The organism is Tateyamaria sp. Alg231-49, from assembly GCF_900143535.1.
In the GTDB taxonomy this organism is placed as follows: Bacteria; Pseudomonadota; Alphaproteobacteria; order Rhodobacterales; family Rhodobacteraceae; genus Tateyamaria.
Genome location: NZ_FRFA01000015.1, coordinates 38,197 through 62,500 on the forward strand (window position 1 = coordinate 38,197; position 24,304 = coordinate 62,500).

The 24,304-nt window shown below is 56.9% G+C and carries 21 protein-coding genes and 2 rRNA genes (1 of these 23 cut by a window edge); 10 read left to right on the forward strand and 13 right to left on the reverse strand.

The genetic code is table 11. The features are described 5' to 3' along the window. Positions 1 to 53: 53 nt before the first annotated feature. From fghA to DHN60_RS17885, 5 genes are read left to right on the forward strand one after another with little or no spacing between them, the layout of a single operon-like run. Positions 54 to 884 (forward strand): S-formylglutathione hydrolase, encoded by an 831-nt coding sequence (fghA, locus tag DHN60_RS17865; RefSeq protein ID WP_108838684.1) that lies wholly within the window; start codon positions 54 to 56, stop codon positions 882 to 884. After that, positions 881 to 1,330 carry a YaiI/YqxD family protein gene (locus DHN60_RS17870; RefSeq protein WP_108838716.1) on the forward strand — a complete coding sequence of 150 codons (450 nt, stop codon included), beginning with the start codon at positions 881 to 883 and terminating at the stop codon, positions 1,328 to 1,330. Before fghA ends, DHN60_RS17870 begins: the two co-directional genes overlap by 4 nt. Continuing rightward, a complete protein-coding gene (locus DHN60_RS17875) occupies positions 1,327 to 1,947 on the forward strand; it encodes an HAD family phosphatase (RefSeq protein ID WP_108838685.1) in 621 nt (206 codons plus the stop codon). Before DHN60_RS17870 ends, DHN60_RS17875 begins: the two co-directional genes overlap by 4 nt. After that, positions 1,944 to 2,849, forward strand: coding sequence for an ornithine cyclodeaminase family protein (locus tag DHN60_RS17880; protein WP_108838686.1), 906 nt, complete (start codon positions 1,944 to 1,946; stop codon positions 2,847 to 2,849). Before DHN60_RS17875 ends, DHN60_RS17880 begins: the two co-directional genes overlap by 4 nt. Further along, on the forward strand, positions 2,849 to 3,760 hold the full coding sequence (locus tag DHN60_RS17885; RefSeq protein ID WP_234423700.1) for an alpha/beta fold hydrolase: 912 nt from the start codon (positions 2,849 to 2,851) through the stop codon (positions 3,758 to 3,760). Before DHN60_RS17880 ends, DHN60_RS17885 begins: the two co-directional genes overlap by 1 nt. On the opposite strand, the gene DHN60_RS17890 is transcribed toward DHN60_RS17885, so the two are convergent. Next, positions 3,757 to 4,998 carry an MFS transporter gene (locus DHN60_RS17890; RefSeq protein ID WP_108838687.1) on the reverse strand — a complete coding sequence of 414 codons (1,242 nt, stop codon included), beginning with the start codon at positions 4,996 to 4,998 and terminating at the stop codon, positions 3,757 to 3,759. The genes DHN60_RS17885 and DHN60_RS17890 overlap by 4 nt on opposite strands. A gap of 137 nt (positions 4,999 to 5,135) precedes the next feature. On the opposite strand from DHN60_RS17890, the gene zapE reads away from it, so the two are divergent. Continuing rightward, positions 5,136 to 6,194, forward strand: coding sequence for a cell division protein ZapE (gene zapE / locus DHN60_RS17895; protein ID WP_108838718.1), 1,059 nt, complete (start codon positions 5,136 to 5,138; stop codon positions 6,192 to 6,194). On the opposite strand, the gene DHN60_RS17900 is transcribed toward zapE, so the two are convergent. The 4 genes from DHN60_RS17900 to DHN60_RS17915 are packed head-to-tail and all read right to left on the reverse strand — an operon-like array spanning position 6,191 to position 12,440. Next, entirely contained in the window at positions 6,191 to 7,471 is a 1,281-nt protein-coding gene (locus DHN60_RS17900; protein WP_108838688.1) for a folylpolyglutamate synthase/dihydrofolate synthase family protein, read from the reverse strand. The two genes, zapE and DHN60_RS17900, sit on opposite strands and share 4 nt — an antisense overlap. Then, positions 7,468 to 8,397: an acetyl-CoA carboxylase, carboxyltransferase subunit beta gene (gene accD, locus DHN60_RS17905; protein WP_108838689.1), complete on the reverse strand. Its 930-nt coding sequence runs from the start codon at positions 8,395 to 8,397 to the stop codon at positions 7,468 to 7,470. The genes DHN60_RS17900 and accD overlap by 4 nt, the downstream gene beginning before the upstream one ends. Positions 8,398 to 8,454: 57 nt before the next feature. After that, the gene (locus DHN60_RS17910) at positions 8,455 to 9,360 is read right to left on the reverse strand and encodes a CPBP family intramembrane glutamic endopeptidase (RefSeq protein WP_108838690.1); all 906 of its coding nucleotides are present in this window, start codon (positions 9,358 to 9,360) and stop codon (positions 8,455 to 8,457) included. Then, positions 9,357 to 12,440, reverse strand: coding sequence for an ABC transporter transmembrane domain-containing protein (locus DHN60_RS17915; protein ID WP_108838691.1), 3,084 nt, complete (start codon positions 12,438 to 12,440; stop codon positions 9,357 to 9,359). The genes DHN60_RS17910 and DHN60_RS17915 overlap by 4 nt, the downstream gene beginning before the upstream one ends. A gap of 168 nt (positions 12,441 to 12,608) precedes the next feature. Between DHN60_RS17915 and ilvD the strand changes: the two genes are divergently transcribed. From ilvD to DHN60_RS17935, 4 genes are all read left to right on the forward strand, one after another. Then, on the forward strand, positions 12,609 to 14,372 hold the full coding sequence (ilvD, locus tag DHN60_RS17920; RefSeq protein WP_108838692.1) for a dihydroxy-acid dehydratase: 1,764 nt from the start codon (positions 12,609 to 12,611) through the stop codon (positions 14,370 to 14,372). Then, a complete protein-coding gene (locus DHN60_RS17925; protein WP_159089281.1) occupies positions 14,353 to 14,943 on the forward strand; it encodes a hypothetical protein in 591 nt (196 codons plus the stop codon). The genes ilvD and DHN60_RS17925 overlap by 20 nt, the downstream gene beginning before the upstream one ends. 87 nt (positions 14,944 to 15,030) lie before the next feature. Then, positions 15,031 to 15,804, forward strand: coding sequence for a DUF6478 family protein (locus tag DHN60_RS17930; protein ID WP_108838694.1), 774 nt, complete (start codon positions 15,031 to 15,033; stop codon positions 15,802 to 15,804). A 13-nt stretch (positions 15,805 to 15,817) separates the two neighbouring features. Next, entirely contained in the window at positions 15,818 to 16,189 is a 372-nt protein-coding gene (locus DHN60_RS17935) for a hypothetical protein (RefSeq protein WP_108838695.1), read from the forward strand. Here DHN60_RS17935 and DHN60_RS17940 read toward each other — a convergent pair. The 8 genes from DHN60_RS17940 to DHN60_RS17975 all read right to left on the reverse strand — a co-directional run. After that, a complete protein-coding gene (locus tag DHN60_RS17940; protein ID WP_108838696.1) occupies positions 16,186 to 16,377 on the reverse strand; it encodes a DUF2783 domain-containing protein in 192 nt (63 codons plus the stop codon). The genes DHN60_RS17935 and DHN60_RS17940 overlap by 4 nt on opposite strands. Beyond that, positions 16,374 to 18,008: an FAD-dependent oxidoreductase gene (locus DHN60_RS17945; protein WP_108838697.1), complete on the reverse strand. Its 1,635-nt coding sequence runs from the start codon at positions 18,006 to 18,008 to the stop codon at positions 16,374 to 16,376. The genes DHN60_RS17940 and DHN60_RS17945 overlap by 4 nt, the downstream gene beginning before the upstream one ends. After that, complete coding sequence (locus DHN60_RS17950) at positions 18,005 to 18,430, reverse strand: nuclear transport factor 2 family protein (RefSeq protein ID WP_108838698.1); 426 nt, start codon at positions 18,428 to 18,430, stop codon at positions 18,005 to 18,007. The genes DHN60_RS17945 and DHN60_RS17950 overlap by 4 nt, the downstream gene beginning before the upstream one ends. Next, on the reverse strand, positions 18,427 to 19,377 hold the full coding sequence (locus tag DHN60_RS17955) for an MBL fold metallo-hydrolase (RefSeq protein ID WP_108838699.1): 951 nt from the start codon (positions 19,375 to 19,377) through the stop codon (positions 18,427 to 18,429). The genes DHN60_RS17950 and DHN60_RS17955 overlap by 4 nt, the downstream gene beginning before the upstream one ends. Before the next feature lie 14 nt (positions 19,378 to 19,391). Continuing rightward, the gene (maiA, locus tag DHN60_RS17960; RefSeq protein WP_108838700.1) at positions 19,392 to 20,039 is read right to left on the reverse strand and encodes a maleylacetoacetate isomerase; all 648 of its coding nucleotides are present in this window, start codon (positions 20,037 to 20,039) and stop codon (positions 19,392 to 19,394) included. Between the two features lie 229 nt (positions 20,040 to 20,268). Next, positions 20,269 to 20,383 (reverse strand): 5S ribosomal RNA (gene rrf, locus DHN60_RS17965). Positions 20,384 to 20,505: 122 nt separating this feature from the next. Continuing rightward, positions 20,506 to 23,336, reverse strand: a 23S ribosomal RNA gene (locus DHN60_RS17970). 455 nt (positions 23,337 to 23,791) lie between these two features. After that, positions 23,792 to 24,304: the 3' portion of a glycosyltransferase family 2 protein gene (locus DHN60_RS17975; protein WP_108838701.1), read on the reverse strand. Its footprint extends 354 nt past the window's final position; the window shows 513 of its 867 coding nt (coding positions 355-867); the start codon falls outside the window, past its right edge; its stop codon occupies positions 23,792 to 23,794.

A 24,304-nucleotide genomic window follows, 5' to 3' on the forward strand; every position in this document is an offset into this window, starting at 1 on the left:
TTGCCGCACGCGCGCCCGCCCGGTAGCGATGAACAAACGAAAGGAACACGGCCATGAAAACCCAGTCCGAAAATGCATGCTTTGGTGGCGCCCAAGGGGTGTACACCCATGCCTCCACATCCTGCGCCTGCGATATGACCTTTGGCCTCTTCCTGCCCGCCGAAGCCGCCGAGGCCCCCGTGCCGCTCTTGTGGTTTCTGTCCGGGCTGACCTGCACCCACGAAAACGCGATGACCAAAGCGGGCGCACAGGCTTGGGCAGCAGAACATGGGATTGCACTGGTCTTTCCGGACACCTCCCCGCGCGGTGACGATGTAGCGGACGATGATGGCTACGATCTGGGCAAGGGGGCTGGTTTCTACGTCAACGCCACCCAAGACCCATGGGCCGCGCATTATCGCATGTGGGACTATGTGACTGAAGAATTGCCCACTTTGCTTGAACGCAATTTCGCCCTCGACATGGACCGTCAAGGCATCACCGGCCACTCAATGGGTGGGCACGGCGCACTGACGATGGCCATGTCTTTGCCCGAGCGGTTCAAGTCTGTCTCAGCTTTTGCACCGATCGCCAACCCCTGTGCTAGCGACTGGGGGCGCAAGCAATTGACTGCCTATCTGGGCAATGACGAGGCAGCATGGTCGCCCCACGATGCAACTCTACTGATGCGTGCCAATGGCTTTGACGGGCCAATGCTGATTGACACGGGCACCAACGACCAGTTCCTCGACCTGTTGAAACCCGAAGCACTTGCCGAAGCCGCCGCAGCGCGCCGCCAGCAGATGACGTTCCGGATGCAGCCCGGTTATGATCACTCTTACTTCTTCATCTCGACCTTCATGGAAGATCACGTGGCCTTTCATGCAGAGAACCTGTGGGCGTGACCACACTCTACATTGATGCGGATGCCTGCCCTGTAAAGGCAGAAGCAGAGCGGGTCGCAACGCGGCACAAAGTGGCGATGAAGGTGGTGAGCAATGGCGGCCTGCGCCCCTCGCAAAACCCGCTGGTCGAAAACGTGATCGTCGATGCGGGCCCGGACGTGGCCGACATGTGGATTGCCGAACGTGCGGGCCCCGGAGACGTTGTGATCACCGGAGACATCCCGCTGGCTGCCAAGTGCGTCGAAGCGGGCGCGCGGGTCCTCAAACACAATGGTGAGGCGTTGACAGCGGCCAACATCGGCAACGTTCTGGCCACCCGCGATCTCATGGCAGATCTGCGCGCCGCTGACCCCTTTCGGCAGGGTGGCGGCAAAGGGTTTACCAAAGCAGACAGATCGCGTTTTCTTGACGCACTGGAACGAGAACTGAGGGCGGCACAGCGATGAGTATCAAGGCAGTGGTTTTCGACATCGGCAACGTGCTGATCGAATGGCAGCCCGAGCGGTTTTACGACAGCGTGATCGGAGAGGCGCGGAGACGCGAAATGTTCGAGTCCGTGGATTTGCATGCCATGAATGACAAGGTCGACCTCGGCCACCACTTTACCGATACTATCTATGCCGCTGCCGAAGAATACCCCGACTGGCGTGCCGAAATCCGTATGTGGCACGACCGTTGGATCGAGATGGCCAGCCCGGTGATCGACCACTCTGTCCGCCTGATGGGCGCGTTACAGGCCAAGGGTACACCGGTCTTTTCCCTCACAAACTTCGGCATCCAAAGCTACGATTTCGCGGCGACACACTACCCGTTCATGCGCCAGTTTGATCGTGATTTTATTTCCGGCCATATGGCCGTCATCAAGCCGGATGCACAGATTTACCAAATGCTTGAGGACGCAAGCGGTTTAAGCGGGGCCGACCTGATTTTTACCGACGACCGGGAGGACAATATCGAAGCGGCCAAAGCAAGGGGCTGGAACACTCATCTGTTTGAAGGGCCACAAGGCTGGGCTGACCGGCTGGTTGCCGAAGGGCTCCTGCACAAGGACGAGGCCGCATGAACCCACCCGTCATCCCCTTTGATCAGGGCGACACTCTGCTCGACTGGCTTGGCCTGACGGATGCACTGGCCGCAGGCCACTCACTGCCAAAGGCAGAGATTGGCGACACGTTCCTATACCGCAACCCTGATACCCTGCTAAGCCGCGCCGCGTGGATTGACGGGCTGGGCATGGCCGTCAAAACGGCAACTATTTTTCCCCAGAATACAGAAAAGCCGACCATAAACGGCGGCGTTTCCCTATACTCTGACAGTGACGGTACGCTTGACGCGATCATCGACTTCCACCTCGTCACCAAGTGGAAAACCGCCGGAGACAGCCTGCTTGCGGCCCTGCACCTCGCCCCGGCAAAGCCGCAGCGCATTCTGATCGTGGGCGCAGGCACTGTGGCAGCATCGGTGCACGCAGCCTTTGGCGCAGGTTTTCCCGACGCTGCTTTTGGCCTGTGGAACCGTTCACCGCAGCGTGCCGCTGAGTTTTCGAAGGCGCACCCTGATGTCACGGTCGAACCCGACCTAGAAACCGCCGTGCGCAACGCTGACATCGTCATCGGGTGCACCATGGCTACCACTCCGTGGCTGTGCGGCGACTGGCTGCGCCCGGGTCAGCACGTCAATTTGATCGGTGCCTACCGCCCAGATATGCGCGAAGTGGACGACACCACTCTGCTTCAGTCCCGCGTCTATGTGGACAGCTTTGACACCACCGTCGGACATATTGGCGAGGTGAAGATCCCGCTTGAGACAGGCACGATTGCCCGCGAACATCTTCTTGCAGACTACTACGATCTGCCGTCTTTCAAACCCGCAACAGACGACATCACCCTATTCAAAAACGGAGGCGGCGCGCATCTGGACTTGATGACCAGCCGCTATATTCTGGACCGGTGGAGGGCACGCTGATGTGGGCATTGATCATCTTTCTCAGCATTTTGGCGATCCCGTTTACTGTTGAGTGGACACGCAGCCCTCTGTCAAAAACGCAGCGCCAGGAGGCACCCGGCAAGTTCGCACTCTTGTCCCAGGGCACCACACACTACTACTGGCTCGGCCCAGAGCGGGGGCCAGTTGCCGTGTGCATTCACGGGCTCAGCACCTCGTCCTATGTCTGGCGCGGGGTGGCCAAGGGGCTGGCGTTGATGGGCTTTCGGGTGCTGGTCTATGACCATTTTGGCCGGGGATTTTCAGATACGGTGCGGGGTTTACAGGACGGTCCATTCTTCGTCCGACAGCTGACCGATCTTTTGGAACATGAGAAGGTGGACGAACCACTGACGGTGCTGGGCTACTCCATGGGCGGAGCGGTCGCGACGCACTTTGCGGCCACCTACCCAAGCCGGATCAAACAACTGATCCTGCTGGCGCCGGCGGGCATGCAAAATATCAATTCCCTCAAAATGCGCGTCGTACTCAACGTGCCGTTCATCGGCGATTGGCTATTTCTGCTGGGTTACCCGCGGATTCTGCGCAAAGGCCTTGATGCAGAGGTCGATCTGCCCAGCAGTGTCGAAGGGATCAACGATTTACAACGCGCCGAGACGGACAGGCGGGGCTACTTCCCTGCCATGTTATCTTCTCTGCGCGGCGTTTTGCGTCGCGTCGCCAAAGACCAGCACAAAGCGATTGCAAAGGCCGGAATCCCGGTACTTTGCGTTTGGGCCAAAGAAGACGACGTCATCGTATTGGCCGGGAAGGACAAGCTGGCCAAATGGAACCCCAAAGCAAAACAGGTGGTGGTGCCGGGGGCGGGTCACGGGATCACATACACACATACTGGTCAGGTGATCGAAGCCATCCGCGCCTCACTGGACTAAGCGGGCGCGGCTTGTCCTAACGGGCGTTCGCGGATGGGCAGATGCACAATCGCACTGAACGCCCCAACCGCAACGCCGACCCACCAGACCTGCGTGTAGGTGCCATAAAGGTCGTAAAGACGCCCACCCAGCCAGACCCCAAGGAATGACCCCAACTGGTGGGAAAAGAACACGATGCCATAAAGCGTACCCATGTAACGCACCCCGTAAATCTGCGCGACAAGACCAGAGGTAAGCGGGATTGTCGCCAGCCACAGCGAACCCATTGCCACCGAAAACAGGATCACCGTTTCCGGCGTGATGGGGAACAGGATGAACAGCGAGGCCACTATTGTACGCCCGGCGTAAATCCCAGCAAGCAAGTACTTCTTTGAATACCGTTTGCCCGCCCAACCCGCGGCCAGCGTCCCGCAAATATTGGCAAGACCGATCAGCGAAATAGCAACCGCGCCGAGGGCGGACGTGGTCGAAACGCCCATGCTATCAAGCATACCACCAGGCATGATTGGTCCGCATAACTCAGTTACGAAGGCTGGAAAGTGCGCCGTGATAAACGCCACCTGATACCCACAAGAGAAAAAGCCGATGAAGATCAGAAAATACGACGGGTCGCGAAACGCCTTCATCAGAATTTCGCCCATGGTTTCTTCTACCGCTGCCTTCGAAGCCGGGACAGGCACCCGCATCATCGGCAAGGTCAAAAGAGTGGCCATGATGGCCGCCGCAAAGATCATAAAGACGCTGGGCCACGCCATCATCCCCAACAACCATTCCGCCACGGGCGGGCCAAAAATCTGACCGCCCGACCCGGCAGCAGCAGCGATGGCAAGGCTCATCGATCGATTTTCATCGCTTGACGCACGGCCGACTACCGCCAGTATGACGCCAAAGCCTGTTCCCGCGATCCCAAAGCCTACGAGCCAAGCATAAATCTGGTGTTCAAGCGGCGTCACTGAATAGGCCGACAGGACAAGACCCACCGCATAGAGCACTGCCCCAATAATGATCGCTTTGCGGTCCCCGATCTTTTCTGCAATCGCGCCAAAGATCGGCTGGCCGACCCCCCAAGCGAGATTCTGGATCGCAATGGCCGTCGAAAACTCTGCCCGCGCCCAGCCAAACTGGTCCGCGATTGGGATCTGGAACACGCCAAATGATGCGCGCACCGCAAAACTCACGACAACGATGACACAGCCGACAATCAGGACCGGAGTGAAAAGAGGTGTGCGGCTTTGCATAGGCGTGTCTCCGAAGCGTCAGAGCAGAGTTAACGTATCGATCCACACCGTCAAATCAGGAAATATTGCCTCGGCATCACATTCTCTGAACTGTGCTGGCTTTTCAGGCGGGCGATGGCACGCTACCACAGGCGGCAATGACCGATTTGATGACAGAATATCAGGCCCTTGTGGCGGCAGGCGCGCTGAAACGGGACGACGCGCAAGAGGCAGTGTTGCCCGAGTTTGAACGCATCCGCGCGGCCTTGGCTGAACCCGTCAAGCGCGGGTTCTTCCGCAAGGCACCTGAGCCACCAAAGGGGCTTTACCTCTGGGGCGGCGTTGGGCGCGGAAAATCCATGCTGATGGATTTCTTTGTGAGCCATGTGGAGGTCCCGGCCCGCCGGGTCCATTTCCACGCGTTCATGCAGGAAATTCACGCCGCCATGCACGAAGCCCGCAAGACAGGTGTCGATGACGCCATTGCGCCAGTGGCTGCGGACGTGGCCGCCTCGGTACGTTTGCTTGCCTTTGACGAAATGCAGATCAGTGACATCACCGATGCAATGATCGTGGGGCGACTGTTTGAGGCGTTGTTTGCAGCCGGGGTTGTGGTTGTCACGACGTCAAACCGCATTCCCGATGACCTTTACAAGGACGGGTTGAACCGACAACTTTTTGTGCCGTTCATCGACTTGCTCAAGGAAAAGATGGTGGTGTGGGAACTGGCCTCGCCCACTGACTACCGGCAGGATCGGCTGACCGGCAGTCCGACATACTTCACGCCACTGGGAACTGCAGCACATCGCGAGATGGATGACATCTGGAACGATTTGGCCGGGGGCGATGACCATGTGCTGGATATCACGGTGACGGGCCGCATCGTCACGATCCCGCGTTTCCGCAATGGCGTAGGGCGTGCCAGCTTTTATGATCTGTGTGCCAAGCCGTTGGGGCCGGGCGATTTTCTGGCCATCGCGGAGGCCTGCAAAGTGCTGATGATCGACGACATCCCCACCTTGTCACGTAGCAACTTCAACGAAGCCAAACGGTTTGTGACGTTGATTGACGCCCTTTACGAGGCGCAAGTACGCCTGATTTGTTCGGCCGCCGCGGTGCCTGAAATGCTGTATCTGGAAGGCGAAGGCACATTTGAATTCGAACGCACCGCCTCGCGTTTGCGCGAAATGCAGAGCGAAGGATGGGCGACAGCCTAGCCGTTTTCGCGCAAAACCGCCCCGGCAAGGTAAAGCGAGCCACAGATCAAAACCCGCGCATGAGGGGTGTGGGCAAGGATCTCATCCAACGCAGCGCCTACATTTTCAGCCTCTGACGCGTTCAGCCCAACATCCTGCGCCGCCTTTGCGGTTTCAGAAGCCGGAAGAGTCGCCGCCTCGCCCGGTATTGACAGTGCGGTCAAGCTGTCAGCCACCTCTGCCAAAGGGGCCAGATACCCGCGTGCGTCTTTGGTGTTAAGCATCCCACAGATCATATGCGTCGGTCGCGCGGGCAGACTGCGCAACACAGACGCCAGAGCGTGTCCTGCCGCCGGATTGTGTCCCCCGTCCAACCAAAGTTCAGCGCCCGAAACCGCCGCCGTCTCGGCGAGAGGACCGCTGCGCAGACGTTGCATCCGGGCCGGCCAGGACGCTTGAGTAACAGCAGCAAGGCACGCCGCCTCGTCACACCCCAAATGCCGGAGTGCCGCGAGCGCCATACCTGCGTTCTGGATCTGATGATCGCCGGGCAGCACAGGGCGGGGCAGATCGAGCAGCCCAACTTCATCCTGATAAATCATCCCATCACGTTCAGGGCTGGCATGCCAGTGTTGGCCGTAGGCGAGAACCGGTGCACCCAGCCGCGCAGAGCGCGCCTCAATCACCTCCAGCCCAGCCTCATCCTGCGGACCAACGATGCAGGGCACACGGCGCTTGATGATGCCTGCCTTTTCCCCGGCAATGGCCTCGATCGTGTTTCCAAGAAACGCCTCGTGATCCATAGACACCGGAGTGATGATGGTCAGCGCTGGAGTGTCGAGCACGTTGGTCGCATCCAACCGCCCGCCAAGGCCAACCTCAAGCAACGTATAATCCGCAGGGGTCCGGGCAAAAGCGAGGATCGCAGCGCAGGTCGTGATCTCGAAATAGGTGATATCGTCGCCGCCGTTTGCGGCGTAGCATTCATCCAGCAGCGCCGTCAGATCGGGTTCTGAGATTAGAGTTCCTGCCAGCCTGATCCGTTCATGAAAGCGGGCCAGATGGGGCGATGTGTAGGCGTGTACGCGCTTGCCTGCGGCCTCAAGCCCAGCGCGGATCATAGCCTGTGTCGATCCCTTGCCGTTGGTGCCTGCGATGTGGATCACCGGAGGCAGGTCGTTCTGCGGATTGCCAAGGGCCGCCAGCAATCGCCAGACGCGATCCAAAGTCAGATCAATGATCTTGGGGTGCAACGCCATCATCCGGGCAAGGATCGCGTCGGATGTGGGCGTGCTCATTTTTTCGGTGCGGTGTCGTCGGCCTCAGCCGGTGACGCTGGCGGTACTGGTGCGGGCAAATCGCCCATCACAGCAGGTGGCTGGTTCATCAACATACGGGTGATGGTGATCAACTCAGCCCGCATTTCGGTGCGCTTGGTCACCCGGTCCAGCATCCCGTGGTCCAGCAGATACTCGGCGCGTTGGAAACCTTCGGGCAGCTTTTCGCGGATGGTCTGTTCGATCACGCGCGGCCCGGCAAAGCAGATGAGTGCGTTTGGTTCCGCGATATGCACGTCACCGAGCATCGCATAAGAGGCCGTCACACCGCCCGTTGTCGGGTGCGTCAGCACGACGATATAGGGCAGTCCCGCCTCTTTCAGCATCTGGACCGCGACAGTGCTGCGCGGCATTTGCATGAGGCTCAGGATTCCCTCCTGCATCCGCGCTCCGCCAGCGGCAGAAAACAGGATCAGCGGGCGGCGGAGTTTTACCGCCTCTTGGGCAGCAGCGATAATCGCGTTGCCCACATACATGCCCATAGACCCGCCCATAAAGGAAAAGTCCTGCGCGGCGGCAATGATCGGGGTGCGTCCAATTTCGCCTGCGGCGACCAGCATCGCCTCTGACTCTCCGGTCGATTTTTGGGCCGTGCGCATACGGTCAGGATATTTTTTCTGGTCCCGGAACTGCAGCGGGTCCGCGATCGGTGTGGGGACCGCGACTTCGGAAAAGATACCGCCATCGAACAGGGCCCCAAAGCGATCCCGCGGCGTGATCGCCATATGATGGTTGCAGTTGGTGCAGACGTTCAGATTGTCGCTGAGTTCGCGGTGAAACAGCATCGTGCCGCACTCATCGCACTTGGTCCACAGATTGTCCGGTGTCTCGCGGCGCGAAAAGATCGAGTTGATCCGGGGCCGGACGTAGTTGCTGATCCAGTTCATGAGGTCTTCCTGCTGCGACGTTAGGTTTCAGATAATCCGGGGCGGGCTCAAATGCAATCAGGCCCTGATTGCCAGACGGGCGACAAGCCAGCTTACAAACATAATGCCGAAGTCTACAGGCAGCCAAGCGGCCATTTGCGCCTCGTCCGCCAGACCAAAGGGGAGGACGAACAGCGCAAGGCCAGACATCTCATCCGGAACACTGGTGATCACCATGGCAGAGAGGTTGTTTACAAAGTGCACAGCGATGGCTGGGCCCAAAGTGCCGGAACGAGCAGTGAGGTCAGCCATCAGGATGCCGAAGAGGGTTGCCCATGCCACAATAGTCCAGGCATTGCTGCCAGCGCTGTCGGGTAGGTAGTGGGCCATCCCAAACAGAGTGGCCGGCACGATCATCCAAATGAACGGAGATCGAAAACGCACGGCCAGTTGCTGCTGAATGTAGCCGCGAAAGAACACTTCTTCGGCGCCCGACTGGATCAAAACGGCCACAACAGCAACCGGCAGCAACAATAACCAGCGGCCCACCGCCATATTGCGCTCAAGCGGTCCGCCCATGTCATAAGGCGGCAAAACCCAAATGGCGGCCATCAGGATCAACATTGCGGTGGCAACCACAATGAACTGGCGCAAGGCCAGCCTTGGTTCCCCGATCAGTGTCAGGGGCCGACGTTTGTGCACCATGATGACGACAAGGGCCGCCGACACACCCAGCAATCCCAACTGAAACAACAAGACGAACATGCCGGTCGCCGTCTGCCCCGTCTGGCCATTCTCCATGATGGCATCCACGGCACCGGGTTCCATAACTTGAAACAGAGTGCCAAACAGCACTTGCGTCAGGGCAAGAAACAGACCTGCGGCCAGCACCAGCCCAAAGCAAAAGCGCCACAGCTGCGCCGCCCCTTGAGCCGGAGCGATAAAGCGGGCGTGGGGGTAATAATCAAAGGTCCACACACTCATGTGTCGGTTTTCTCTAACGGAGGCGGAGGTGGGCCTTCTCCCTGCGGGATCGCGATATTGGCCTGACGGAGCAGTTCCGCAGCACCGGTCAGATAGCCGGACACAGTGCGCAACAGGCTGAACAAAACGGTTGTGTCGCTTTCCACCACGGACCGGAATTCAGATGCGCCAATGCGCAGGAATAGGGCATCAGACGTCGCCGTCAGGTTCAGGTTCCGGACTTCATCCGACAAGATCGCAAGGTCACCAATCAACCGACCGGGTTCGATCGTGGTAACAGGGCGTTCGCCTTCGCTGATGTCATAGCTCAGAACCGCAGACCCCGAGATACACAAATAGGCGGCGTCAGGCTTTTCGTTCATGGAAAAGATGCGCTGCCCTTTCTTTGCCTCGTACCACTGAGCCGCGAATGCCAGCAGACGCTGGTTCCGGTTGCTCAGCCCCTCAAACAATTCGGTTCGGGCAATAACCCGCAACTTGCGATTCAAGTCGTCGCTGTCATCTTCTTCCAGGTTTTGCACACCATCAATACGCCCATCCTTGATCTCGACAAACAGGTCATAGGCGTCCGGGTTTTCGAACTTTTCTTCCAGAAAGATCAACGTGGCATCTGGCAACAAACCGCGAAGCGCCGTGCGGGTCTTGCGCCGTTCTTCGGCGCTGTGTGAGGCAAGCGCCCGGTCAAGCACAAGGATATCAGGCCGTTTGATCCCGGCACGCGAAAATGCAACGCGCTCGTGGAAGATGGTGGGCAGTTTTGTTCCACCCAGTCCTGTAGGAATATCAAACGCTGTTTCTGCAACCAACCGGCGCAGCCCGGCATCCCTTATCAGATCGGCCACCACATCTTCGATCAGCTCGCCCTTCAGGCCTGCGACCATAGAGATCCGACCGTAGAGGGCGTTCTCTAACAGCGTCAGGCGCGGCAAATAGTTCTCCGGAGCAATCGGAACAAAGAAGTCACTCGTTTGCGTCCGCAAGGCCACGCCACTGGCTTTGCGGATTTCAACGATTTCTTTTTTGAAACTGTCAGGAAAGGCTGGGCCGATCTGTTCAGCGGTGAAGGCAAAAGGTACAGTCAGCAACAGCGCAAATTCGTCATCTGTCAGCGCAATATCCCCGCGTTCGCGGCGACGCTGTGCGATATCGACGAGACGTTCGTACATGCTTTCATCGATATTGAGGGCCGTAAACAGCGGATGGTTCGTCCCGTCCATGCCAAAGGTCTGGTGCAGCGTCTCAATGAGGGTTTGGGAAATGGCGATTCCCTGTTCGGCCAGACCCTGTTCAAAGATCAGGTTGATGAACACCGCATTGGCCGCCAGCCCTTCCTGACTGATTTCACGCTTGGGTGAAGCAAAAAGCAGGTTGCCACCGAGCGGAACGGCCGGATTAAAGCTGTCTGGGTCAAATCGGTAGACTTCGTCAATCAGACCCTTTTCCTGCAGGCACTTCTCAACCACCGGACGTATTTCGACCATGGCTTTGGCCAGCTCGGGATGCATATCAGGGTCAATCCGACCGGTCAGCATCCGCCGGAACATGAAATCATCGACGCCCATCGCCTGGATCAGCTCAAACCACCACTGGCGAATGTCATCCCCATCAGTAAGACCCGCCAAGGCAGGGTCCACCCAATCGACATCCACTCGATCTTGGCTGTTGCCAGATCGGATGGCCTCGTTCTGGATCCTGTCACGCTTGTTGGACTCCCAATCGACGGTGCGCGGGCTGGTCATCAAGGGCATCAACAGGTTTGAGCCAAGTGTACCGTCAAAGAGATAGGGGCGCGAATGCGCATAACCGATGCGCGCCGCGATCACAGACTGATGCAGTTCTGACAGGTCATACCCCGCCATCTCAACTGTCCCACGCGCAGGCATAACCTCCCGCGTCAACAGTTCGGCCAACGCGGTCCGCTCCGTCTGGTTGCGGGCCTGAATGGCGACCCGTGCGCCTTTGGGGATTGTCAGGTTGATGTTTTCGAGGATCGGGTTGTTGTCCACCGTGCGAACGGTCACATCCTTCAGTTCGATATCACCGCGCAGATGTGGCACCTCATCCGGCTCGCCCTCAAACAGATCCTCATCAATCATACCGTTGGGACCAAACCGCTCGGTTACGACCTCCCACCGCACAGCCATATCCTGCGTCTGGTTGTAATAGGTCAGCAGTTCCTTCCACGGGCTCGACAAGTCCTTGTAAGCCGCAAGAGCGGCAACAAGCGCACCGACAGTGATTTCACCTTGGATAACCAGATACCCGCCGACCAAATAGAAAAAGAACGGGGTCAGTTGCGTGATGAAGTTGTTGAGGAACTTCATAAAGAACTTTTGCTGGTAGATCTTGAAGCGGATCCCAAACAACCGCCCCAAACGGTCCGTAAACTGCGCCAGCCGGTACCGCAGCCCACCATTGGTGCGCAGATCAGTAATGCCTGCCGCACTCTCCCCGATTTCAGAGGAAAAGGCGCGCATTTCTTTGATCCGCGCCTTGTTCAGCAGGTTGATGCGCCGTTGCAGCATCGGGATGAGCCACGCCTGCAACGGTATCAGCGCGATCCCGGCAATGCCAAACCAGACAGACTGGATAAACAGAAAGATCAGGATGATCAGCATTTGTCCGGCCTGAAACACCGGCTGGGCCACCATGTCACCCATCAGGCCGCCCATCGGTTCAGCCTCGGACGTGACCATGCTCACCAACTCGCCCTGGCTGGTCGAACGGAAATAGGTGCGCGGAAAGCGTAACATCCGACTGATCAATTGGAACCGGAAACGGCGCAAAAGCCGTTCGGCCGTGACGCCCTTCATCGTGTTCAGCCGCATTTTGAGGAGGCCATGCGCGATCACAGCGGCCAGATAACCGAAACACAGCGTCAACAGGAATTGGATCTGGCTGAGCTCAAAGCCAAAGACTTGTACCGCATCAGACGTCGCCCCGATGGCATCGTTAATCACGCGTTTAGGAAGTTCCAGCGTCGCATAAAGGAATGGAAACGTGACAACGGTCAGCGCCAGCAACATCAACTGGTCTCTTTTGGAGTGCTTCCAGATGAAAGCGAAAAGGCTGGAATCCATGCAATCGTCCCGATCGGCTGTGCCCGGTGGTCTGGCAGATACCTCCCCCTGCCTGAACCGTTCGGTTTACCTAGTGGCACCCTGTCCGCAATGCAACCGCGCCAGACGCTTGCAGGTACCCCGACCAATGGCTATTCCGGTGCAAATGTTCTTCGAGGGAGAGACCCGATGCTAGACGGCAAATTCGACAAATCCAAATTGCCCAGCCGCCATGTAACCGAAGGACCCGCGCGCGCGCCGCACCGGTCCTACTACTATGCAATGGGTATGACCGAGGAGGAAATCCACCAACCCCTCGTCGGCGTGGCCACCTGCTGGAACGAAGCAGCGCCCTGCAACATCGCGCTGAACCGTCAGGCGCAATCGGTCAAGGTCGGGGTCAAGGGTGCGGCAGGTACACCGCGCGAATTCACCACCATCACGGTCACGGACGGCATCGCGATGGGGCACGAAGGGATGCGTTCGTCTCTGGCCTCCCGCGAGGCGATTGCCGACACTGTCGAATTGACCATGCGCGGGCATTGCTATGACGCGATTGTGGGTCTTGCGGGTTGTGACAAATCCCTGCCGGGTATGATGATGGCGATGATCCGTCTGAACGTGCCATCCGTGTTCCTTTATGGTGGGTCGATCCTGCCAGGCCGTGTTGCTGAAAACGCTCCAGTGCCTGCCGAATACCTCGACCGCGACCTGACGGTTCAGGACATGTTCGAGGCCGTGGGCCACCAGCAGAACGGCACCATGAGCGAGGCCGAGTTGGACGTGCTTGAGCGCGTCGCCTGCCCCTCTGCCGGGGCGTGCGGTGGCCAATTCACCGCCAACACCATGGCGTGCGTGTCAGAGGCCATCGGCCTTGCCTTGCCCAACTCCTCTGGCGCACCCGCGCCGTATGAGTCCCGTGATGAATACGCCAAAGCGTCCGGCGCAGCGGTCATGAACCTGATCGAAAAGAACATCCGCGCCCGCGATATCTGTACCCGCGAAGCGTTCGAGAACGCGGCTCGCATCGTCGCCTGCACCGGCGGATCCACCAATGCGGGCCTGCACTTGCCTGCCATGGCGCACGAGGCGGGCATCGACTTCTTCCTCGAAGACGTGTGCGAGATTTTCCGCGACACGCCGTACTTCGTCGACCTGAAGCCAGGTGGTCAGTACGTTGCCAAGGACCTTTACGAAGTTGGCGGCGTGCCCGTAGTGATGAAGGAACTGCGCAAAGCCGGTCTGATCCACGACGATTGCATGACCGCCACGGGCTATTCCATCGGCGAAGAGCTGGACAAGAACAGCCTCGAGGCCGACGGTAAGGTGATCTATCCCGTGGAAACCCCGATCACCAAGACTGGTGGCGTTGTTGGTCTGAAGGGCAATGTCGCCCCCGAAGGCGCTATCGTGAAAGTCGCCGGGATCGAGCCACAGCACCAGATTTTCACCGGCCCCGCGCGCATCTTTGAATGCGAACAGGACGCGTTTGAGTCCGTACAGAACCGCACCTATGAAGAAGGCGACGTGTTCGTCATCCGCAACGAAGGACCATCCGGTGGTCCCGGCATGCGCGAGATGCTGGCGACAACCGCCGCCCTGTCCGGGCAAGGCATGGGCAAGAAGGTGGCGCTGATCACCGACGGCCGTTTTTCCGGCGCGACGCGTGGTTTCTGCGTTGGGCATGTTGGCCCAGAGGCGGCACACGGTGGTCCAATCGCGCTGTTGAAAGACGGCGATGTCATCACCATCAACGCCATCGAAGGGTCGATCAATGTCGACTTGACCGACGAAGAGCTGGAAGAGCGTAAGGCTGCCTGGAGCGGTCCGCGCGAGACCCTGTACGGCTCCGGAGCTCTGTGGAAATATGCCAAGCTGGTCGGCCCGACATATCTGGGGGCGGTGACGCACCCCGGGGCCAAGGCCGAGCGCCATGATTACATGGAACTCTAAGGCCTTTCTGGCCGGAGCCACCTGTGTGGCTCTGGCAGGATGCGATGAACTGGCCGGGTTCGGTGGAGCGCAAAACAACGGATTGCCCTACGCCTCACTGGCAGGTGGGTCCGTCAGCCTTGTCCCGCCCGTCGGCTACTGCGTCGACAAACGCAGCGTGCGCGCGCGCTTTGCCGTGATGGCACGCTGCGACACTCTGGGTGGTGACGCGTCGTTTGGCGCACCCCTTGCCGTCATCACAGCGGCCACTGTGGATCAGGGGGCGGGTGCGAGCGCAAGTTCAGGCAGCGAAACTGTCCTGTCGCGCCGTACATCAGGAACGCTAACTTTACTGCAAGTCAGCGGCAGCCCTCCCAGTCCCGAGATGCGCGACGTGTATTGGCGTGCTGTGGGGCCGGTTGGCAATCAGGTTATCGGCCTCGCCATTTATGAGGGCGAAAACGGAGAGCCTCTGGGTGAAAGCGCTCCAAGCCTACTCACCGAGACGATGCAGCGGACTCGTGCGCGAACCGCCGCAGTGGCGAGCGCAGCGAAAGACAATTCTGCAACGACGCTGGTAAAACCCGAGTGAGGCGCACAATTGCCCGGTTCATTTCAACGAAACCTTTGGCATAGATAAAAGGCGCGCAACAGAAGCGGCCAGAACGGCGTTTGGTACATGGCAGGCAAAACGATACGGTACATCGAAAAGCTGTCGCACAAGGGTGCGATGCGCCGTTGGGCGCGTGCCGCGCGCAATGCCAAGACGGCGGAACTGGGCGAGTTGCGCGGCCTGCGTGCCTCGGCCCGCCTGCTCCGCAGTCATCTTGATCGTCTGATCCATACCGCCGACGAACGACTGGCTTTACCCGCCATCGGCTCCACTAATTTTGCACGCCCACACAACTCTGACTGGGCATGGCGCCCGGAATTGTGGCGCGGTTCGCTGCACAATGCGGGCGCATCTTCGGTACAGTCCAAGACCATGATGGGCAGAGAGGTCACTCTGTTTCACGACTGCAATTTGAGCGAATTAACCCTGCGCCAAATCCGCAACCAGCGCGAACGCGATCTCGCTCCTTATGGTCTGCGCATGGATGTCTTTAAATTCGACGGCTCATTCCTGTCGCTTGTGATCGACCTGCCGCAAGACGCAGTTCAAGGTCTGACAAAGACGCACCTTCTTGGCATGAACACGATTGTCGAGATGGAGTATCCCCTTGAAATCTTTGGGCGTCTCAACATCCGTCATGGTCCCAACACCGAACAGATCGTGCGGGAATTGCCACTGAACGAACAAGACGTGACAGTCGAATTCGACCTCGCCTACTCCAAGCTGAACGAAAAGAGAGTGGAAAAGGCGTGGATCGACCTGATCTTTGAAGGGCCGGAGATGAACCAGATTACTCTGCGGGATCTGACTTTCTCGCGCCGCCCGCGCGCCGCATTGTGAGGAAGGGAGCAGTATGAGCACTCTGACACTGACACCGACCAGAATGCGGCAGGGCATTTGGGAAGGGATGGTTAAACAGTCCGGCAGCGGCGTGCCGCAGATACGTGTCACGCACCTCGATATTACCGTGCCAGATGTAGAGGTGAAGGAAGCCGAGACCGAAGGCTATTGGCAGGTGCAGGTCCCCGTGCCCGCGGCGGCGATTTCGGATGGCGTACAGGTCTTTGTCATCGCGGATGCCACGGACGATACAACCTTGGGCCAGTTCACACTGATCGCAGGTGAAGCATTGGCGGAAGATCTGCGGGCAGAGGTTGAATTGCTGCGCGCCGAGTTGGACATGCTAAAACGCGCGTTTCGCCGTCACTGCACAGAAACGTCCTAGGACCGCTTGGCTGCGGCCAATGCAGCGCGCAGCACGTCCCGGTCTCCGATGTGATTGGCAAGGACAAGGATCAGGCGCGCATTTAGCGCGTCGCTGGCCTCTTTCGTTAGCCCTTGGTGAGCATCCAGCAACTCGTCATAAAACCCGTCTGGGTCTGGGATGTTTGGGTCTAGGTTTAACTGGGTCATGTAATGCCCTTTCCCAAAGCGATGCGCATGGCGTCTGATATGTCCTGCACAGTGGCTGACGGCCAACGCGCGACCACGTGTTGATCTGGGCGCAGCAGGTAAATGGCCTGCGCATTGCTGCCCAAGTACCTGTCTTTCAACATTCCCTTTGGATCATCCGCCATGGACAGGGTCACATGATGCACTGGCACTCCGTCGACTTTATCCACATTCGGGGCGTCAGTGCAGATGCTAAGGACAGTGAAGGCGCCCGCCAGCCGCTCTAGCAAAAATCCATCCGCCAGCTCTGCATCCACGCATGGCGCACTCACCCGGGTTCGATCGGGACCTGCGAGGTTATCTGGCCCGTTCAACACCTGCCCGTCATAGATACAAGGTACCGACAACCGCCCAGAGTTCACGAGCGGCCGTGCAAAGGCATGATCCGAGGCCAGTTCCAGCACTGCATTGCGGAAAATGCCGCTTATCTCGCTTTTGGGTGTCAGGAAGTCAGTCGCACGGGTGGAATTTAGGATATTTTCATCCGCCGCAAAGGATCGTTCAGTCGAATAGCTGTCGAGCAAGGCATCAGGCGCAAGGCCGCGCAACACAAGATCCAGTTTCCAAGCAAGGTTCTCGGCATCCTGAATGCCAGAGTTCGCACCTCGCGCACCAAACGGAGACACCTGATGGGCGCTGTCTCCGGCAAACAGAACGTGCCCATGACGAAACGTCTCCATCCGCCGACATTGGAACGTGTAGATTGATGTCCATTCCAATTCGTACTCTGCCCCTTCACCCAACATCGCATCCACGCGGGCGCGTATGCGATCCGGGTCCAGCTCGGCGGCGCGGTCAATGTCCCAGCCCAGTTGGAAATCGATGCGCCAGATGTCGTCAGGCTGCTTGTGCAACAGTGCGGATTGACCGGAGTTCTTGAACGGAGGCTCAAACCAAAACCAGCGTTCGGTCGGGAAATCGGCCGTCATGTGAACATCAGCGATCAGGAAATTATCCTCGAACACACGGCCATCAAAGCTGAGGCCCATCATGTCGCGGATTGGCGAGCGTGCGCCATCACAAGCGATCAGCCAGTCTGCCTCGATCTGGTAGGGGCCGTCGGGCGTATCGATGTCAAGCAAGACGTGATCGTTTTTTGTCGTCATCCCGCTTAACGCATTGCGGCCACGAATTTCGATTGGCGCACCTTCAGCCTGGGACGCGCGAATTTCTTCAACGAGGAACTTTTCAAAATAGGGTTGCTGAAGGTTGATGAACGCCGGGTTTTTGTGCCCGTCTTCAGGTTGCAGGTTGAATTCAAACACTTTTTCAGGGCCGTGGAATACCTTGCCGATATTCCAGACAACTCCTTTTTCACGCATCCGCCGGCCTGCCCCCAAACGGTCAGCAATCTCGAGCGTGCGTTTGGCAAAGCAGATCGCGCGGCTCCCCTGCCCAACGCCCTCATGATCGTCGAGGACCAGTACCGGCGTGCCTTTGCGACCCAAATCAAGTGCTGTGGCCATACCGATAGGACCACCCCCGACGATGACGACTGGGTGGCGTTGCGGAGGTTGTGATTGTGCGGGAACGCGCGCGTATGGGTAGAGGCGAAAAGCGAGGGCATATCGATCGCGGCAGGGGGCATTCATACCGTTTCCCCCAGAAACTCCGATCTTTGGCGCCAATCGAGCCACGCCCCGATGACCACCGCGAAACGCCAGCCTTCAGGTGTTTTGGAGCACACATAGATTGCGTCCAGCTCGTCCATGGCAGAGCCATCACTGCGCAAACGGCGCACTTGGTTCATTTCCAAAAACGCCGTTTTTGCATCGCATTGGGACACAGTGATTCCTCCAATCTCGGTGTGATCGAACCCCTGATCATCTAATTCGGCAAACTTGTTTCGAAACATTGCTTCCATTTCTTGCCGTGATGCTATCGGCAGCGGACCAGATTCAGTCATGTAAATGGTAGGTTCCGTGAACAAGGATGCCATTCCCGGAAAATCCCGCGCATTCCAGCGCGACAGGTACGTGTCAAACAATGCTTCAATGTCTGCCCTGTCTGTCATCCCTGCAACTGCTCCCACATCTCAATGTCCCGCTTGTCCGTCCAGATGCGCGGGTGTGCGATGCCGAGTGCTTCGTCATAGGCCCGTGCGACATTGAACGGCAGGCAGTGTTCATAGATGGCATAGTCGTGGAATTTAGGATCACACTCAGCACGCACAGCATCCCAGGCTTCTTTCAACGAGCCACCTCGCGCAGCAACCCGAGCCGCCGGGCGATAGGTGCTGTCCACAAAATCACGCGTACTTTCAATGGCTTTGCCCACCATCTCTTTGCCCACAAGCGCATCTCCACGCCCTGGAGCAATGGCGTCCACATCGTAAGATTTGATCGCGTCCAGCGTGTTGCCCCAGTCTGCGAAGTAGCCATCGCCGCAATAACACGCGGAGTGATATTCCACGATGTCACCCGTGAACATTACGTTCTGATCGGGCACGTGGATAACAGCATCCCCTGCCGTATGGGCGCGGCCTACATGTTTGATATCGACGCGGCGGTTCCCGACGAAAACGGTCATCGCGTCACTAAAAGTGGTCGTGGGATAGGTCAGGCCGGGAATACTCTCGTGCCCTTCAAAAAGACGGGGAAAGCGTTGGAATTCGCTGTCCCAATCTTCTTGTCCCCGCTCGACCACCATGGCGCGGGCCGCATCTGACATGATGATTTGATCGGCGCTGTAGGCTGACGCGCCCAGAACCCGGACGGCGTGATAGTGGGTCAGTACCACGTGGCTGATCGGTTTGTCGGTCACCTCGCGCACTTTTTCGATGACCTTCGCTGCGAGTCGCGGCGTTGCTTGGGCCTCAACAATCATCACGCTGTCATCGCCGATGATGACACCTGAGTTTGGATCCCCTTCAGCGGTAAAGGCCCACAGGCCTTCGCCAATTTCATCAAAGGTAATCTTTTTTTCAGTCATGTCGCCTTGTGAGGCAAAAGCTTTGGCCATGGTACGGTGTGTCCTTACTGGGCGTCTGGTTGTTGATCGGGATGGGCGGCGGCGATGGCGGGTACTGCAAGGCAGGCTGTTTCGATACGCGCAATATTGGGGAATGGAGTCAGGTCCACGCCCCAGCGATGGGCGTTATACGTCTGAGCAACAAGGCAAAGGTCAGCGATATTGGGCGTTTCCCCTAAGGAGAATGGGGTCGCAACGTTTACCAGAGATTCAAAAGCTTCAAAGCCTTGATGTATCCAATGCTGCATCCAGCCCTTAGCGGCGTCGGCATCCATCCCGATGGAAGTCTGTAAGTGCCGGACCACACGCAAATTGTTCACAGGATGGACATCGATCGCGACGGTATGCGCGGCGGCTAAAACTTTGGCTCGTTCTACCGGATCGTGCGGTAAAAGTGGCGGGTCAGGCCACGTCGTTTCGATGAAATCGAGAATGGCCATGGATTGGGTCAGCACCGTCCCATCAGCCAAGATCAGGGTTGGGACGCCTTTACCGGGGTTCAGCGCTGCGTATGATTCATCGCGTTGTTCGCCTGCCAATAAATCGACAGGTTCAATTTGGTACGCGATACGCTTCAAATTTAATGCTGCCCGGACGCGATAAGACGTCGTGGAACGCCAGTAACTATAAAGTGTGAGGGGCGCAGAGGCCATGATAGTGCACCAGAGTTCAGGTCACGACATGGGTAATAGTTGAAATTGTAACCAACAAGGGGGACAAGCTGAGTTGTTCGATCTGAATAGGGTCGATTTCAACCATCCGCCGCCATCAGAGACGACAATCGTGCACCCACAACAACGCCAAGCGCTGTATACTATAGTCAGTTACTGAAAATTGGGAAGTCATCGACAGAGAGATACCAGAATACAAAGGGCTTTTTAGGTTTGGCAATGACCTACTCTCCCACGCCTTAAGACGCAGTACCATCGGCGCTACAGCACTTAACGGCCGGGTTCGGGATGGGACCGGGTGTTTTGCTTGCGCTATGATCACCAAACCAAAAAAGACCTCTGTATTCCTCAACATGTTGTCCAAGTCGCGTACGACTTTCGTTTAAGCTGTGTATGCTTTTGATTTATCGTTCATCGCAAAACGTATGCAGTCTTGCTTTTACTGGATCAAATCAAGCCTATCGGGCAATTAGTACCAGTCAACTGAATGCATTACTGCACTTACATCTCTGGCCTATCGACGTGGTGGTCTACCACGGCCCTCAGGGATACCTTGTTTTGAGGGGGGCTTCCCGCTTAGATGCCTTCAGCGGTTATCCTGTCCGATCATAGCTACCCAGCACTGCCGTTGGCACGACAACTGGTCCACCAGTGGATCGTTCACCCCGGTCCTCTCGTACTAGGGGCAACTCCTCTCAAGTATCCTACACCCACGGAAGATAGGGACCGAACTGTCTCACGACGTTCTAAACCCAGCTCACGTACCTCTTTAAACGGCGAACAGCCGTACCCTTGGGACCTGCTCCAGCCCCAGGATGAGATGAGCCGACATCGAGGTGCCAAACACTGCCGTCGATATGGACTCTTGGGCAGTATCAGCCTGTTATCCCCGGCGTACCTTTTATCCGTTGAGCGATGGCCCTCCCACTTGGGACCACCGGATCACTATGGCCGTCTTTCGACTCTGCTCGACTTGTCAGTCTCGCAGTCAGGCTGGCTTCTGCCATTGCACTCAACGAGCGATTTCCGACCGCTCTGAGCCAACCTTCGCGCGCCTCCGTTACGATTTAGGAGGCGACCGCCCCAGTCAAACTACCCGCCACACAGGGTCCCGGATCCGGATAACGGACCGCGGTTAGACATCAAGCAGAACAAGGGTGGTATCTCAAAGGAGACTCCACAACGACTGGCGTCGCTGCTTCAAAGTCTACCACCTATTCTGCACATGTTCGGCCTAATGCCAGTGTGAAGCTGTAGTAAAGGTGCACGGGGTCTTTCCGTCTAACCGCGGGTAACCGGCATCTTGACCGGTAATTCAATTTCGCTGAGTCTATGTTGGAGACAGCGGGGAAGTCGTTACGCCATTCGTGCAGGTCGGAACTTACCCGACAAGGAATTTCGCTACCTTAGGACCGTTATAGTTACGGCCGCCGTTTACCTGGGCTTCAATTCAGAGCTCTCACCCCTCCTTTTAACCTTCAGGCACCGGGCAGGCGTCAGACCCTATACGTCGTCTTGCGACTTCGCAGAGCCCTGTGTTTTTAATAAACAGTCGCCACCCCCTGGTTTGTGCCCCCAGCCCCTAGTTGCCTAGGAACCGGGCCTCCTTCTCGCGAACTTACGGAGGTATTTTGCCGAGTTCCTTCAACATAGTTCTCTCAAGCGCCTTGGTATACTCTACCTGTCCACCTGTGTCGGTTTAGGGTACGATCTTATAGGAGGGCTATTTCCAGGAACCTCTAAGCAGCCCATTCAATCCGATAAGGATGAACTACCCTCGAGATCCGTCACCACTCCATGGCCCAGGAATATTAACCTGGTTCCCATCGACTACGCCTTTCGGCCTCGCCTTAGGGGTCGGCTTACCCTGCTCAGATTAGCTTTAAGCAGGAACCCTTGGACTTTCGGCGAGAGTGTCTCTCACACTCTTTGTCGCTACTCATGTCATCATTCTCACTAGTGATCTCTCCACCGGATCGCTCACGCGCCGACTTCACAGAAAACTCCTTATCCTCCGCTACACCACGAGTGGTGCAAAAGAGGATTGGAGTTATGTCACACTACGCTCTGCTACCATGCATCAAATGCATCCTAAGCTTCGGCTCATGGCTTGAGCCCCGTTACATCTTCGCCGCAGGACAACTTATTTAGACCAGTGAGCTGTTACGCTATCTTTAAAGGATGGCTGCTTCTAAGCCAACCTCCTGGTTGTTATGGTCGTCCCACCTGCTTTCCCACTTAGCCATGAATTAGGGGCCTTAGCTGTAGGTCAGGGTTGTTTCCCTCTCCACGACGGACGTTAGCATTCGCCGTGTGTCTGCCATCTAGTACTCCCGGGTATTCGGAGTTTGGTTAGGATCAGTAAGCCTGTGGGGCCCCATTACCCATCCAGTGCTCTACCCCCCGGGGTATTCGGATGACGCTCTACCTAAATAGATTTCGCAGAGAACCAGCTATCTCCGAGTTTGATTGGCCTTTCACCCCTAGGCACAACTCATCCCGACCTTTTTCAACAGGTGTGGGTTCGGACCTCCAGTAAGTGTTACCTTACCTTCATCCTGGTCATGCCTAGATCACTCGGTTTCGGGTCTGATCCACCTAACTCATTCGCCCTATTAAGACTCGCTTTCGCTGCGCCTACACCTAACGGCTTAAGCTTGCTAGATAGACCAAGTCGATGACCCATTATACAAAAGGTACGCTGTCAGGCCTCAAGGGCCCTCCAACTGTTTGTAGGCGTTCGGTTTCAGGAGCTGTTTCACTCCCCTCGTCGGGGTGCTTTTCACCTTTCCCTCACGGTACTGGTTCACTATCGGTCAGTAAGGAGTACTTAGCCTTCGAAGGTGGTCCTCCGATCTTCAAACAGGATTTCACGTGTCCCGTCCTACTTAATACGTCCAATCATGCTTCCTATACGGGGCTGTCACCCGCTATGGCCGACCTTTCCAGGCCGTTCTAGTCACATTCATGGCTCGGCTGGTCCCCGTTCGCTCGCCGCTACTAGGGGAGTATCAATTGATTTCCTTTCCTCCGGGTACTTAGATGTTTCAGTTCCCCGGGTTTGCTCTTATAAACCTATGTATTCAGTCTATAAGTACCTGTTTCAGCGACATATTGAGTGCTTGCGCAACAATATGAAACTGTCAGGTGGGTTGCCCCATTCAGAAATCCATGGATCAAAGCTTATTCTCAGCTCCCCATGGCTTATCGCAGAGTATCACGTCTTTCATCGCCTCTTACTGCCAAGGCATTCACCAAACGCCCTTCTCGCGCTTGATTTGATCCAGAAAAAGAAAGACTTGCGTCTAACACGACCGCACAGCTGGTAACTAAATGCAGTCTTCTTCTGAGATCAAAAGCATACTTTACCCGCCAGCATGTTTTGTAAGCATGCTGACAAATGAACAGTCTTGATGGTTGCGTTCCGTGCGGGACCACAACCAGACTGCTCTGGTTAGTGTACTTGACTTGGACAACTCTGTTTGTTTCAGCAGGGATACGTCAAATCGAACGAGGAAACATTCGATAAGTCGCCTTCGTCATCCGTCTTTCGCCTTTCGACTACTAAACTGAATTCAGAACCGTACTGAGATCATCGCCACACTCGGCGCGATCAAACAGTGTTGTTTGTTACTTTAAGATTACTCTCAAAGTAACTGTATCTCTCTATACGATGTCAATTCGTCCAGATTGGACGAGTAAAAGCGCCGGAGCGCTCTTACTGATCTAATCCGTCAGGTTTCTTTGAACCACTTAGGCAATTTGATCTTGGCCAGGTAAGGAATACCGGGGGCCCTGATCACTCCATCTTTCTCATCATACTTCATGTCAGTTGTTAAGCGTTGTAGCGCATCAGCAACTGCTTCAGACCATGATGTGAAATCAAGTGTTTCAGCTTCTATAAAGAACTTCTTGGTGTGTTCATCAGCGCGTTTCCAACCCCACCCTGGCAGTCCAGAGACGCCAGATCGTGCCACCTCTTTGCGCGTCGCGTTCACATCTGCCAGAGCATCAATGTTCGCGAACTTGATATGAGCAAGGTAGACACCTTGCGGAAAGGAGTAGCTATAAGCTACGCGTTTGTCTTTGGTCAGCTTTACGCCGTGCCTCATCAAAGGAACGTTCGTTTTCACTGCCCATGCCTTACTATAATTCCCAGTAATCACGGCCGCTTCGCGACAGTCAAATACCGATACATTATGAGGCATTTCTTGTTCGTCCGCCTGTTCAAACACATTCAATCCAGT